This is a genomic window from Marivirga sp. (assembly GCF_051117495.1).
In the GTDB taxonomy this organism is placed as follows: domain Bacteria; phylum Bacteroidota; class Bacteroidia; order Cytophagales; family Cyclobacteriaceae; genus Marivirga.
On the sequence record NZ_JBNPEF010000028.1, the window covers coordinates 32,004 to 44,286 of the forward strand.

General features: G+C 34.5%; 16 protein-coding genes. 4 read left to right on the forward strand and 12 right to left on the reverse strand.

The window, feature by feature from the left end; translation table 11 throughout:
• The 4 genes from ACFE0M_RS14685 to ACFE0M_RS14700 all read right to left on the reverse strand — a co-directional run.
• The coding region (locus tag ACFE0M_RS14685; RefSeq protein WP_434546536.1) for a hypothetical protein at positions 1 to 208 on the reverse strand (208 nt) is incomplete at its 3' end.
• 137 nt (positions 209 to 345) lie between these two features.
• Positions 346 to 546, reverse strand: coding sequence for a hypothetical protein (locus ACFE0M_RS14690; protein ID WP_434546537.1), 201 nt, complete (start codon positions 544 to 546; stop codon positions 346 to 348).
• 215 nt (positions 547 to 761) lie between these two features.
• On the reverse strand, positions 762 to 1,040 hold the full coding sequence (locus ACFE0M_RS14695) for a hypothetical protein (protein ID WP_434546538.1): 279 nt from the start codon (positions 1,038 to 1,040) through the stop codon (positions 762 to 764).
• A gap of 450 nt (positions 1,041 to 1,490) precedes the next feature.
• Positions 1,491 to 1,667 (reverse strand): hypothetical protein, encoded by a 177-nt coding sequence (locus ACFE0M_RS14700; RefSeq protein ID WP_434546539.1) that lies wholly within the window; start codon positions 1,665 to 1,667, stop codon positions 1,491 to 1,493.
• Between the two features lie 112 nt (positions 1,668 to 1,779).
• Between ACFE0M_RS14700 and rluF the strand changes: the two genes are divergently transcribed.
• Genes rluF through pth form a run of 3 tightly spaced genes read left to right on the forward strand, consistent with a single transcriptional unit; the run spans position 1,780 to position 3,844 of the window.
• Entirely contained in the window at positions 1,780 to 2,511 is a 732-nt protein-coding gene (gene rluF, locus ACFE0M_RS14705; RefSeq protein WP_434546540.1) for a 23S rRNA pseudouridine(2604) synthase RluF, read from the forward strand.
• Positions 2,501 to 3,223: an alpha/beta fold hydrolase gene (locus ACFE0M_RS14710; RefSeq protein ID WP_434546541.1), complete on the forward strand. Its 723-nt coding sequence runs from the start codon at positions 2,501 to 2,503 to the stop codon at positions 3,221 to 3,223. The genes rluF and ACFE0M_RS14710 overlap by 11 nt, the downstream gene beginning before the upstream one ends.
• A gap of 60 nt (positions 3,224 to 3,283) precedes the next feature.
• A complete protein-coding gene (gene pth, locus ACFE0M_RS14715; protein WP_434546542.1) occupies positions 3,284 to 3,844 on the forward strand; it encodes an aminoacyl-tRNA hydrolase in 561 nt (186 codons plus the stop codon).
• Positions 3,845 to 4,042: 198 nt separating this feature from the next.
• Here the strand turns inward: pth and ACFE0M_RS14720 are convergent, their stop codons facing one another.
• Entirely contained in the window at positions 4,043 to 4,999 is a 957-nt protein-coding gene (locus ACFE0M_RS14720) for a hypothetical protein (protein ID WP_434546543.1), read from the reverse strand.
• Positions 5,000 to 5,231: 232 nt separating this feature from the next.
• On the opposite strand from ACFE0M_RS14720, the gene ACFE0M_RS14725 reads away from it, so the two are divergent.
• The gene (locus tag ACFE0M_RS14725) at positions 5,232 to 6,005 is read left to right on the forward strand and encodes a CDP-alcohol phosphatidyltransferase family protein (RefSeq protein WP_434546544.1); all 774 of its coding nucleotides are present in this window, start codon (positions 5,232 to 5,234) and stop codon (positions 6,003 to 6,005) included.
• Positions 6,006 to 6,066: 61 nt separating this feature from the next.
• Here the strand turns inward: ACFE0M_RS14725 and rplT are convergent, their stop codons facing one another.
• The 7 genes from rplT to ACFE0M_RS14760 all read right to left on the reverse strand — a co-directional run bounded on the left by rplT (position 6,067) and on the right by ACFE0M_RS14760 (position 12,240).
• On the reverse strand, positions 6,067 to 6,411 hold the full coding sequence (gene rplT, locus ACFE0M_RS14730) for a 50S ribosomal protein L20 (RefSeq protein ID WP_013452662.1): 345 nt from the start codon (positions 6,409 to 6,411) through the stop codon (positions 6,067 to 6,069).
• A 107-nt stretch (positions 6,412 to 6,518) separates the two neighbouring features.
• Positions 6,519 to 6,713, reverse strand: coding sequence for a 50S ribosomal protein L35 (gene rpmI, locus ACFE0M_RS14735; protein ID WP_188467378.1), 195 nt, complete (start codon positions 6,711 to 6,713; stop codon positions 6,519 to 6,521).
• Positions 6,714 to 6,738: 25 nt separating this feature from the next.
• The gene (gene infC / locus ACFE0M_RS14740; protein ID WP_303269252.1) at positions 6,739 to 7,287 is read right to left on the reverse strand and encodes a translation initiation factor IF-3; all 549 of its coding nucleotides are present in this window, start codon (positions 7,285 to 7,287) and stop codon (positions 6,739 to 6,741) included.
• A gap of 97 nt (positions 7,288 to 7,384) precedes the next feature.
• A complete protein-coding gene (gene thrS, locus ACFE0M_RS14745) occupies positions 7,385 to 9,349 on the reverse strand; it encodes a threonine--tRNA ligase (RefSeq protein WP_434546545.1) in 1,965 nt (654 codons plus the stop codon).
• Between the two features lie 110 nt (positions 9,350 to 9,459).
• Positions 9,460 to 11,199 (reverse strand): hypothetical protein, encoded by a 1,740-nt coding sequence (locus tag ACFE0M_RS14750; RefSeq protein ID WP_434546546.1) that lies wholly within the window; start codon positions 11,197 to 11,199, stop codon positions 9,460 to 9,462.
• Positions 11,200 to 11,249: 50 nt separating this feature from the next.
• On the reverse strand, positions 11,250 to 11,756 hold the full coding sequence (locus tag ACFE0M_RS14755; protein ID WP_434546547.1) for a phosphoribosyltransferase family protein: 507 nt from the start codon (positions 11,754 to 11,756) through the stop codon (positions 11,250 to 11,252).
• Between the two features lie 4 nt (positions 11,757 to 11,760).
• A complete protein-coding gene (locus tag ACFE0M_RS14760; RefSeq protein ID WP_434546548.1) occupies positions 11,761 to 12,240 on the reverse strand; it encodes an Lrp/AsnC family transcriptional regulator in 480 nt (159 codons plus the stop codon).
• Positions 12,241 to 12,283: the final 43 nt, after the last annotated feature.

Consider the following 12,283-nt stretch of genomic DNA (forward strand, 5'->3'; position numbering starts at 1 on the left):
CAATATTGCTAGTCATATCGGTTAGACGGTTCCAGCCGTCAAACCGTATATGGTCAATGAAAAAGCTTAACTCCCCAGTTTTGGTGTTTTCACCAAAACAACTGCTGATTAGATTATTCCTCTTATGTATTATTTCAGGTGAAAACACCTGAAATCGGGGTTGATGCTGGATTGAAGTGTAATGTCCGACATTGCAAATGTATGACATGAAGCACAGATTTTAAAGTACCACATGTCGGACATTTTTATGTCAGACATTGATTATCCATGAAAAGCTATCCGCCCTTGTTGTGATGTTTTCACCTCAAAAATTGCTACTTAGCCTCTTTTATCCCACGGATCCTTTCAGGTGAAAACACCTGAAAGCGGGATTGATATTGAATTGAAGTGTAATGTCCTTTGAAAAGCTTCGATATCAATATTGCTAGTCATATCGGTTAGACGGTTCCAGCCGTCAAACCGTATATGGTCAATGAAAAAGCTTAACTCCCCAGTTTTGGTGTTTTCACCAAAACAACTGCTGATTAGATTATTCCTCTTATGCATTATTTCAGGTGAAAACACCTGAAAGCGGGCTTGTAATTAGATTTAATTGTAATGTCCGACATTGCAAATGTCTGACAAATAGCACAGATTTTAAAGTACCACATGTCGGACATTTTTATGTCAGACATTGATTGCCCATGAAAAGCTATCCGCCCTTGTTGTGGTGTTTTCACCTCAACAATTGCTACTTAGCCTCTTTTATCTCACGGATCCTTTCAGGTGAAAACACCTGAAAGCGGGATTGATATTGGATTGAAGTGTAATGTCCTTTGAAAAGCTTCGATATCAATATTTCTAGTCATATCGGTTAGATGGTTCCAGCCGTCAAACCGTATATGGTCAATGAAAAAGCTTAACTCCCCAGTTTTGGTGTTTTCACCAAAACAACTGCTGATTAGATTATTCCTCTTATGCATTATTTCAGGTGAAAACACCTGAAATTGGGCTTGATGCTGGATTGAAGTGTAATGTCCGACATTTTTAATGTCTGACATGAAGCACAGATTTTAAAGCCCCACATGTCGGACATTTTTATGTCAGACATTGATTGCCCATGAAAAGCTATACGCCCTTGTTGTGATGTTTTCACCTCAACAATTGCTACTTAGCCTCTTTTATCCCACGGATCCTTTCAGGTGAAAACACCTGAAAGCGGGATTGATATTGGATTGAAGTGTTATGTCCGACATTGCAAATGTCTGACATGAAGCACAGATTTTAAAGCCCCACATGTCGGACATTTTTATGTCAGACATTGATTGCCCATGAAAAGCTATACGCCCTTGTTGTGGTGTTTTCACCTCAACAATTGCTACTTAGCCTCTTTTATCCCACGGATCCTTTCAGGTGAAAACACCTGAAAGCGGGATTGATATTGGATTGAAGTGTTATGTCCTTTGAAAAGCTTCGATATCAATATTTCTAGTCATATCGGTTAGACGGTTCTAACCGTCAAACCTTGAATATTCATTGAAAAAGCTTAACTCCCCAGTTTTGGTGTTTTCACCAAAACAACTGCTGATTAGGTTATTCCTCTTATGCATTATTTCAGGTGAAAACACCTGAAATCGGGGTTGATGCTGGATTGAAGTGTAATGTCCGACATTTTTAATGTCTGACATTGTGCAAAGATTGAAAATTTGAAATTTAAAGGATTAAATTCAAAAGATATGCCATTTTCAAACTTGTGGTGGTTATTTTTGTATCTGATTTTGAACATTATAGATTAATAGTTTGGATACGCCACTAAAACGAATCAATAAATATTTAAGCGAAGCAGGTTATTGCTCTAGGCGCGAGGCTGATAAGCTGATCGAAGAAGGTGCAGTGACCATCAATGGGAAAATACCTGAAATGGGGACTAAAGTAGCAGCTAGTGATGAGGTCAGGGTAAAAGGAAAACTCATTTCGGAACCAAAATCCAACTTTGTTTATTTAGCTTTCCATAAACCCAGGGGCATTGTATGCACCACTGATACGAGGAGAGAGAAAGACAATATCATTGATTTCATCAATTACCCGGAAAGAATTTTTCCTATTGGGAGACTTGATAAATATAGCGAAGGCTTGATTTTTTTGACCAATGATGGGGATATTGTTAATAAAATACTAAGAGCCAGAAACAATCACGAGAAAGAATATATCGTTCGCCTGAATAAGCCCATTAAAGGTGATTTCATTCAAAAAATGGGCAGTGGCGTTCCAATTTTAGATACGGTTACCAAAAAATGTCATGTAGAGCAACTGGGGAAAGATACTTTCAAAATTATACTGACCCAAGGCTTGAACAGACAAATTAGACGTATGTGTGAACATTTTGACTATAAGGTAGCCAGTTTAAAGCGCATAAGGATCATGAACGTTCAATTGGATGTCGAAAAAGGAAAATGGAGACATTTAAGCGAGAAAGAACTAAATGAAATTAATCGGTTGGTTAGTAACTCTTCCAAAACTTATGATGATTAAGGGTATCATAATTTCATTAATACTCAGTCTGAGCATACTTCACCTAAATTTCTCCCAGAAACAAGCCACCCTATACCTATTTCCCGGTCAAGGCTCTGATGAGCGATTATTCGATAGTTTAACATTCGAAGCAACATTCAAAATTGTCCATATTAAATATCCAATTCCTGAGAAAGGCATTACAATGTCTGAATATGCCAAAATAATATCTAATCAGATTGATACTACTGAAAATTATTCTTTCATAGGCGTTTCTTTAGGGGGCATGATTATTTCTGAATTGACTGAGTTTCTAAATCCCCAACAATCCATCATTATTTCCAGTGCGAAGTCACGTCATGAGCTCCCCTTTAGATACCGCTTTCAAAGCATAATTCCTATATATAAAATAATACCCCCTAAATTAATGTTGGGCGGGGCTAAATTCTTGCAGCCCATAGTAGAACCCGATAGAAATACCAATAAGGACACCTTCAAAAATATGTTGTCGGCAAAAGATCCAATCTATATGAAGCGCACAGTGTCCATGATTATCAATTGGGAAAGGGAGAATCCACAAGATAACTTAATCCACATCCATGGAACGAAAGATCATACGATTCCAATTAGAAATGTAGAAGCCAATCATATAATCAAAAATGGTTCACACATGATGACTTTAACGCAGCCTGCTCCTATTAATGAAATTATATCTGGTTATTTGAACCTATAATTACTCGGCACTCCCATAAAAATGATTTATTTTTGGGCTTTGAAAATAAAAATTGCATCGATGAAGTACCTTATAGTAGGTTTGGGCAATATTGGCCCTGAATATGAAATCACGCGCCATAATATAGGTTTTTTAACTTTGGATAGATTGGCTGACCAGCAAAAAGTGGAATTTGAAACCTTAAAATTGGCCATGAAAAGCGAGTTCAAATATAAAGGCAGGCAAATCCATTTGATTAAGCCTACAACCTATATGAACCTTTCAGGAAAGGCCGTGAACTATTGGATGCAGGAACTCAAAATCCCTAAAGAAAATGTACTGGTCATCACGGATGATATCGCACTTCCTTTTGGAAAATTAAGGTTGAGAGCTAAAGGATCATCAGCCGGTCATAACGGATTGAAGAATATTGAAGATCTGACCGGTGGACAAAATTATGCTCGTCTAAAATTTGGTATAGGAGATAATTTTCACAAAGGTCAGCAAGTGGATTATGTTTTAAGTCCATTCACTCAGCAAGAGTTTGATGAATTGCCTTTTATAATGGACAAAGCCTGCGATATGGTATTAGGATTTTCTACTATTGGAGTTAATAGAACGATGAGCGAATTTAATGATTGATTCTATGGTCACCTACAATTAGAGCCTTTATCAAATTTAGTGAGTTACACTTTGTCATTTTAAGAAATGAGCCCAAACCTGTCAGGTTTCTAGAAATTATAGAACAAAAATAGAAGCGAACTTCACCTTTGATATCAAATACACACCTGACAGCTTTCTTTCCGCTATTTAATTCCAGTAAATTCAAAACCCTAGAGATTAAAGAATTTTCCCTTTTAATTTCTCGAATTTTGAGTGTTCAGTTTCAATTTCTTTTACCTGCTCCAAAATGGTTTGATCTGTTTCTAGTTTAAGCCTGATTTCCTTGATAGTGATATCCAGAATTTTTACTTCGCTTTTTAATTTATGAATGATAATTTCTTTCTCCTCCAATTCATTAGTATAATCCAATAGGTTACATAATCCCAACATGCTGGCAACTGGGGCTCTTAACTGATGACCATTGATAAAAGTGTATTCGGCCAATTTTTCATTTTTAAGTTGAAGTTCTTGGGTACGCTCCATCACTTTATCTTCCAAGTGATTGTTCAAGGTCTTCAAAGATTCATTTAAGGATTGTAATTCCTCAGACTGTGTAATGATTTCCTTTTGTTGCAAAATTACTTTCCTATTGACCAATTGAACACTTTTTGAGAATCGATAACTTATATACGCAATCGTAATAAAATGAACTAATCCATAGGCTAAAGATAAGTGAAGCATTAAATCTGGTAAGCTTGATTTTATTTGAATACCATAAATAGGCAAAGTCATAAGATAGCCTATTGGAACTAGTAGTATTCTATAAAATTTATGAAACCCCCTAGAGGCCACATAGTTGCTGACCAAACCTAAAATAAAAATGAAAGTTGGGATATAGAGCAATTGAATGAGTCCCACAAACCAGCCAACCACCATGAAGTCGATCATATTTTGTCGAATTCCTACTCCTTTATCATTATCATGTTGAACGTAATATATAAAAATGGCATAGGGTAAAGTAAAGGCGAGAAGAAATGAAAAATAATGCCAAACATCCAATTGGATTTGGTAAATATCCAAAAATATCAATAAGTAAATAGAATTGAATATATAAGCGGCATACCGGAATAATAGGGACGCCCGTCCAAAAAAATCACTTTTCTGCCAATGATATCTGATATTTAAAAAATGCACAACCCAAAGTATAAAGTGAAAGTAAATAGCACAATTAAAATTTGTAATTTTTTGAAAAAAATTTAGCTAAAAAGTACCTATTAATTTTAAAATATAATTTTCCCAATATTTTACGAATTTCTACTTGAACAATTTAGACTATACATAAGTTATTGCAGCTATATTAATTTAAAATAAATTCTTAACTTATTTAATACTTTTAATTAACAAAGGTAGGACTAGATTAAAATCAATGCCTAAAATAGATAAAGAACAAAAGTTTTTCGACTTCTCAGATTACGGAAGAGGCCCGGCAATTTACCTCTCTAACTTATTAAAAAACACTAGCATTTCTCCTATACAAGTTACCTATGGCTTTGGAATAGTTGGATTATTATCTGCCTATGCAATCATATCAGAATACTACTGGATTGCTGGATTGGGTTTGATACTAAAATCCATAATTGATGCAATGGACGGTGAATTGGCCAGGATTAAAGATAGCCCCTCCTACTCTGGCAGATATTTAGATTCCATCTTTGACAGTCTTTTGAATTTGATTTTAATCATGACCATAAGTTATAAAGGCAATAATCCGTATTGGTTGGGCTTTATTTCCTATCTGTGCATTCAATTGCAAGGAACTTTGTATAATTACTATTACGTAATTCTAAGACATAGAACAAACGGTGGAGACACTACCAGCAAGATATCTGAAAATAAGGCTCCTACTGCATTTCCAATTGAAAGACAAGCCACTGTAAATGTATTGTACCACACATTTAGAGTTTTGTATTTACCATTCGACTGGATTATATATAAACTGGATCAAGAGGCATTTAAAATCCGTCAAATCCCTAATTGGTTTATGACCTTAATTTCTACTTATGGATTAGGTTTTCAATTAATGATCATGGCCATTATGCTTTCAATGGGATTCATAAAGTTTATAGTACCATTTTTTATAGCATATACAGTCTTAGGCTTCCTTTTTATTTTAATAAGAAAATTGAATGTGAAAAATTAAGCATTAAAAAAGCCTCACAGCAATTAGCTATGAGGCTTGTATATCAATGGTAAAAAGTATTTTATTTCACTGAATCTACCACGCTTTTGAAAGCTTCTGGATGATTCATAGCTAAATCAGCTAATACTTTTCTGTTCAATTCTATTCCTTTTTTGTTTACAGCACCCATAAATTGAGAATAAGACATCCCATGCTCTCTGGCACCTGCATTAATTCTTTGAATCCACAATTTTCTGAATTCTCTTTTCTTTTGTTTCCTATCTCTGTAGGCGTACAACCAACCTTTTTCAACGGCATTTTTAGCTACCGTCCAAACGTTTTTCTTTCTACCCCAGTAGCCTTTCGCATACTTAAGGATTTTTTTTCTTCTAGCTCTTGAAGCTACATGATTTACTGATCTTGGCATAAATTTTAATTTTTTGGAAATTGGTGACCAATCTTAAGACTGATACTTGACAAACCATATATCCCGGTTAAACATTGAACCTTCGTTCGTTTTAAATTTGCGAATTATTAAAGATTAAGCATGTCTTTCACTCTTCCCATATCGGTCTTGTGAACAAGTCCCATATCGGTTAAGCGTCTTTTTTGCTTGGTTTCTTTTTTGGTCAAAATATGACTTTTATAAGCGTGCTTTCTTTTAATCTTACCGCTTCCAGTCAATTTAAACCTTTTTTTCGCGCCTGATTTTGTTTTTACTTTAGGCATTTATCTATTTATTTAAATTGGTTACTTATTTAGCTTGTTTAGGAGTTATGAAAAGCGTCATTCTCTTGCCTTCCAATTTAGGCATTTGTTCTACTTTCCCATATTCTTCCAATTCAGAAGCAAAACGCAATAATAAAAGTTCTCCTCTATCTTTGAATACAATAGTTCTTCCCACAAAATGTACATAAGCTTTCACTTTTGCACCATCTTTTAAGAATTTCTTACCGTGGTTTAATTTGAATTCAAAGTCATGATCATCAGTATTGGGCCCAAACCGTATTTCTTTGATAACGGTTTTTTGAGCTTTGGCTTTAATCTCTTTTTGCTTCTTCTTCTGTTCGTATTTAAACTTAGAGTAATCAATAATTTTACAAACAGGAGGATCTGCTTTAGGAGAAATTTCAACCAAATCAAGATTTTGCTCTTCAGCCATCCTGAGTGCTTCACCAATGGTATAAACGTCAACTTTTACATTTTCACCAACTACACGGACCTCTCTAGCTCTAATTTTACTATTTACCTTGTAAGGTTCTTCTTCCCTACCCCTAGGTCGGTAGCTGCCTTTTTTTCGCATTTTACTAATATTAACCTCCTTTTTTTGTTTAACAATGTGCAAATATCGTGATAAATATTGGATTACAAAACTACAATCCAAAATCTAATATTCAATATTATTTATTTTCTATACTATCTGTTACTTTTTGATTGAAAAATGATTTAAAATCTTCCAAGCTCATGCTTCCTACATCCCCTTCTCCATGTTTTCTTATGGATACTTTGCCTTCCGCTTGCTCTTGTTCTCCAACAATTAGCATATAAGGGATTTTCTTTATTTCCGCATCTCTAATCTTTCGGCCTATTTTCTCATCTCTGTGGTCTATAAAGCCTGTAATATCCTCAGCTTCTAATTCACTATAAACCTTATTGGCAAATTCTGCATATTTTTCAGATATAGGCAGAACTGCAACTTGTTCTGGCGATAACCATAATGGGAAATTACCGGCACAATGCTCAATTAGCACGGCCACAAATCGCTCCATGCTACCAAATGGTGCTCTGTGAATCATTACTGGCCTGTGCTTACTGTTGTCAGCTCCAACGTATTCCAGTTTAAAGCGTTCAGGTAAATTGTAATCTACTTGAATAGTCCCTAATTGCCAGCTTCTTCCAAGGGCATCCTTTACCATGAAATCCAGTTTTGGACCATAGAAAGCCGCTTCTCCCAGTTCAATTACGGTTTTTAAACCTTTCTCCTCTGCCGCTTCTATAATCGCTTTTTCGGCCTTGTCCCAAACTTCATCTCCACCAATGTATTTCTCCTTATTCTCAGGATCTCTTAGAGATACTTGTGTTACGAAATCTTCAAAACCCAATGAGTTAAAAACAAATAGAACAAGGTCAATTACCTTGATAAATTCCTCTTTTACTTGGTCGGGGCGACAGAAAATGTGAGCATCATCTTGTGTGAAACTTCTTACCCTAGTTAGGCCATGCAACTCACCACTTTGCTCATATCTATAAACGGTACCAAATTCTGCCAACCTGAGTGGAAGATCTTTATAGCTTCTAGGCTTGGTTTTATATATTTCACAGTGATGAGGGCAGTTCATTGGTTTTAATAAATACTCTTCATCACTTTTCGAATCATCATCAGATGGTGCAGCTATGGGTTGAAAAGAATCCTTTCCGTATTTCTCATAATGACCAGAAGTAATATACAATTCCTTATTTCCAATATGAGGAGTAATAACCGCTTGATACCCAGCTTTGACCTGAGCTTTTTTCAAGAAAGTTTCCAAGCGATCTCTCAACATAGTGCCCTTTGGCAACCACAATGGCAATCCTAGTCCCACTTTTTCAGAGAAAGCAAATAATTCCATTTCCTTACCCAGCTTCCTATGATCACGTTTTTTGGCTTCTTCTAAAAGCTCTAAATATTCCTTTAACTCTTTCTGCTTAGGAAAAGTAATGCCATAAATCCTAGTTAGCTGTTTACGTTTTTCATCTCCTCTCCAGTAAGCACCGGCAATATTCAAAAGTTTTACAGCTTTGATATAACCAGTATGTGGAATATGAGGGCCTCTACATAAATCAGTGAAATTACCTTGCTGATAAAAAGTAATTTCCCCATCATTTAATCCGTCAATTAATTCCAGCTTGTATTCATCCCCTTTTTTCTGATAATAATCTAGGGCATCCTTTTTAGAAATTTCAGAACGCTTGAACTCATTTTTGTTTCGAGCCAAATCGAGCATTTTCTGTTCGATTTTCTCCAATTCCTCTCCTTGCAATTCCCTTTCCCCAAAATCAACATCATAGTAGAATCCGTTTTCAATGGGTGGTCCAATACCGAACTTAACGCCCGGATAAAGCGCTTCCAAAGCCTCCGCTAACAAGTGGGCAGAAGAATGCCAAAATGTATTTTGACCTTCCGGATCATTCCAAGTAAGTAATTGAACATGAGCATCATCATTGATTGGCCTAGTAGAATCCCAGACTTGACCATTCACTTTAGTGGATAATACGTTTCTAGCCAATCCTTCACTTATGCTCATGGCTATATCATGACCAGTTACGCCCTTTTCAAATTCTTTTACAGTACCATCAGGTAAAGTGATATTGATTTTATTACTCATATTGTTATGTAATTCTTACTTAAAATGCCGTATTTATTACTGAAAATGCTTTCAGACCACAAATATGCAATTTTTGCTTTAATAAGTGTAATAGGAAAGCAGGTAAAATATTAATTACCTATTATTTCACCTTGAGAATTTAGAGTCTTAAGTACATTGCCATCTTGATCATAGATGAAAAATATGCCTGCCTCAACTTTTGCATCACCTAAAGTGGCTTCATTTTCATATTCCAAAGACCAAAGTTCTTCCAAGTTTGGCGTAAAATATTTTAAATATCGATTTTGTTCAGCATTGTCAACTGGTTCTAAATTGACCAAAAGATTTTTATTAAGTAAAATCATATTGTTGATGGTATAAGCGCTATCCAATATTGTAGTAAATGATTTTACTTGCATATTGAATCCAGCCGATGCAAGAAAAGGTTGAGTTCCCATCTGACCACTTACTAATAGCATGGAATCAAGCTCTATGGTCTTCAATACAAAGTTTTTACTTTCATGAGTGGCGGCAATAAGCGGTGTGAGGAAGATAGAATCCTTTTCATGACTAAAATACTCAATTTGCCTTGCCATCATTGTAGATTTTTGGCTTACTGAATCTAATTTTTGCTTAACTATAGTTCTTTCAGTTTTGATGTAGGCCTCTATTGAAGGCTTAAATCCATCCAAAAAATATTGAAAATCTTCTTTTGTCCTTTCGGAAATACTTGAAGCTATGGTCTCAATTAAATCCAACTGATCCGATAAATTGGCTTCATATTCTTCCACTAAATTTGCTCTTTGATAAATATTGGAAGAATCTGCTAATACGGGATGTAGGTTCACATTTGTCAGCAATGCAGTTTGACTCTTTTGTTTTTTATATTTTAATAAATTTAGAATAACCTCATCCTGATTATATTTTTTAAGCCCCTCATTCAATTCTTCTGGAATGTTCATTTTTTGAATTTCCGAAGAATCATTAACCTTTAAATTATTGGAAATAGCCTGATTGAATTCAGAATCAGTTTTATAAAGTAGGCCCTTCAGAGGTTTTACTTCCTTTTCAATTTTTTCATTAAGTTTATTGAGATAATCCTCATAATCCTGTATGGTAATTGAGAAATCCGAAAAGTCTGATTTAAGTAACTTTAAACCATTCCAATTTACAATATGAATGGTTTTTAATTCAGGCTTATAGGAAGGATGATTTAAAGATTTAAGTTTATCAGTAAAGTCTTTATAGATTTCAATAAACTTTTTGTAATTGACTATTATATTTTTGGAAGCTTCAAGGTCATCAGAATTCGACCTTAAAAGATAAGCTGACTCATCAGAAAAGCGTGATTGAAAGTCTTCGACTAATTGAGCAAAACTTTCATATTCCTGAATTGATTGGTCTTTTAATTCATGTAATTCCGTTATTAATTCTTTCTTTTTTACGACTTCTTTAATTTTATTCTCATAGTCCAAATGAATATCTGATTTTTTAATGGTAAACTTCCCTGTTCTCAGATCTCTCCTATTGTAGGCCGCATAGTAATCATCATTTTTCCTTACTTCTCTATCATCAACCAGTTCAATTGATTTTTTATAGGCTTCAATGGCTTTATTGGCCATAGAGTCAAATTTTACGGTAGAAGGAAATATTTCAATAGAATCTAGTTTGGAAACGATTATCTCACCCAAATAAAAATAGGCATTAGCTTCATCGTCATTTTCTTCCAGGAATTTCAGAAGTTGGGGTTCGGCAGTCTTATAATCTTTACTTTGAAGAATGGGAAAAAGATTTTTATATCTGATACGTTGTGCATCTGAATTTTGAGCAAATCCAATGATCAATAAAAACACAATTATAAAAACCCTCATTATTCAATCCTTTAAAGTTTTCGCAATATTGAAATAACTACAAAAGTAAATCATTCTAGGTAAACACCAAAACCTTCTTCCGACCAATTAAAATTAATGTGTTCTTGTATAGTAGTAGCGATTTCTATCCCAGTATAGTTAGCCGCAATAGGAAATGAACGATGAGCACGGTTTACCAAAAAAGCCGTTTCTATTTTTTTAAGGTTAAGGTCCAATAATGACCTCAGGGTATAGAAAATTGTTTTACCTGAGTTCAAAACATCATCTACAATAAGAATTACCGAATTTTCAGCAATTTTAACATCTACATTCAATAATACTTTAGAATTGGCAGGTGAAGATTTATCAATATCTACAGTTAAGTAAATGGGTTTTAAATCACTAATGCTTTTTAATTCTTCACTTATTTTTTTGGCTAAAATAGCTCCACCTCCTTGAATTCCTATGATGTATAGATTTTCCTCTTGATAGTTATTCTCTAAAATTTGAAAAGCTATCCTTTTGATTTTACTCAGGATAGCTTCTCTGTCTAAAATTTGGTTGCTCTTATTAAGCATAATTTTATTTATTTTCAGGTATTGGCATTTTTTTGCTATCCTTAAATGTAGATAAAATCACCATTGATTGCATGCTATCCACTACCTCAATCTCGCTAACCTTCTCCAACATTAGCTTTTGATAGGAAGGAATATCCTTTGCAATTACTTTTAAAATAAAATCACTTGAACCCGTAACATGGTTACATTCAATGATTTCATCCACATCATCGATGGCCGCAATGAATTTATCAATATTTGATTTATTATGTCCTTTCAGGGATACCATTACATAAGTACTAACCCCTAAATTTATCTTTTCGGTGTCAAGCTTTGCATGATAACTTTTGATAATTCCTGCATTCTCGAGTTTTTTAACCCGCTCTAAAGTTGGAGCAGGAGATAATCCGATATCTTTCGATAATTGTGCATTGGTAATCCTGCCATCTACTTGCAGAATATCCAATATTTTTTTGTCAATTTTATCCAGTTTGAATGGTAACATTATTATTATTTGGAGTTTTCAATTAGAAAGCAAAATTAGTATA

Coding starts and splice junctions, on each gene's coding strand:
- ACFE0M_RS14725 (WP_434546544.1), top strand. CDS start 5,232: ATGCCTAAAATAGATAAAGAACAAAAGTTTTTCGACTTCTCAGATTAC.
- ACFE0M_RS14700 (WP_434546539.1), bottom strand. CDS start 1,667: ATGTCAGACATTAAAAATGTCGGACATTACACTTCAATCCAGCATCAA.
- pth (WP_434546542.1), top strand. CDS start 3,284: ATGAAGTACCTTATAGTAGGTTTGGGCAATATTGGCCCTGAATATGAA.
- ACFE0M_RS14695 (WP_434546538.1), bottom strand. CDS start 1,040: ATGTCAGACATTAAAAATGTCGGACATTACACTTCAATCCAGCATCAA.
- ACFE0M_RS14760 (WP_434546548.1), bottom strand. CDS start 12,240: ATGTTACCATTCAAACTGGATAAAATTGACAAAAAAATATTGGATATT.
- ACFE0M_RS14690 (WP_434546537.1), bottom strand. CDS start 546: ATGCATAAGAGGAATAATCTAATCAGCAGTTGTTTTGGTGAAAACACC.
- rplT (WP_013452662.1), bottom strand. CDS start 6,411: ATGCCAAGATCAGTAAATCATGTAGCTTCAAGAGCTAGAAGAAAAAAA.
- ACFE0M_RS14755 (WP_434546547.1), bottom strand. CDS start 11,756: ATGCTTAATAAGAGCAACCAAATTTTAGACAGAGAAGCTATCCTGAGT.
- thrS (WP_434546545.1), bottom strand. CDS start 9,349: ATGAGTAATAAAATCAATATCACTTTACCTGATGGTACTGTAAAAGAA.
- ACFE0M_RS14750 (WP_434546546.1), bottom strand. CDS start 11,199: ATGAGGGTTTTTATAATTGTGTTTTTATTGATCATTGGATTTGCTCAA.
- ACFE0M_RS14710 (WP_434546541.1), top strand. CDS start 2,501: ATGATGATTAAGGGTATCATAATTTCATTAATACTCAGTCTGAGCATA.
- infC (WP_303269252.1), bottom strand. CDS start 7,287: ATGCGAAAAAAAGGCAGCTACCGACCTAGGGGTAGGGAAGAAGAACCT.
- rpmI (WP_188467378.1), bottom strand. CDS start 6,713: ATGCCTAAAGTAAAAACAAAATCAGGCGCGAAAAAAAGGTTTAAATTG.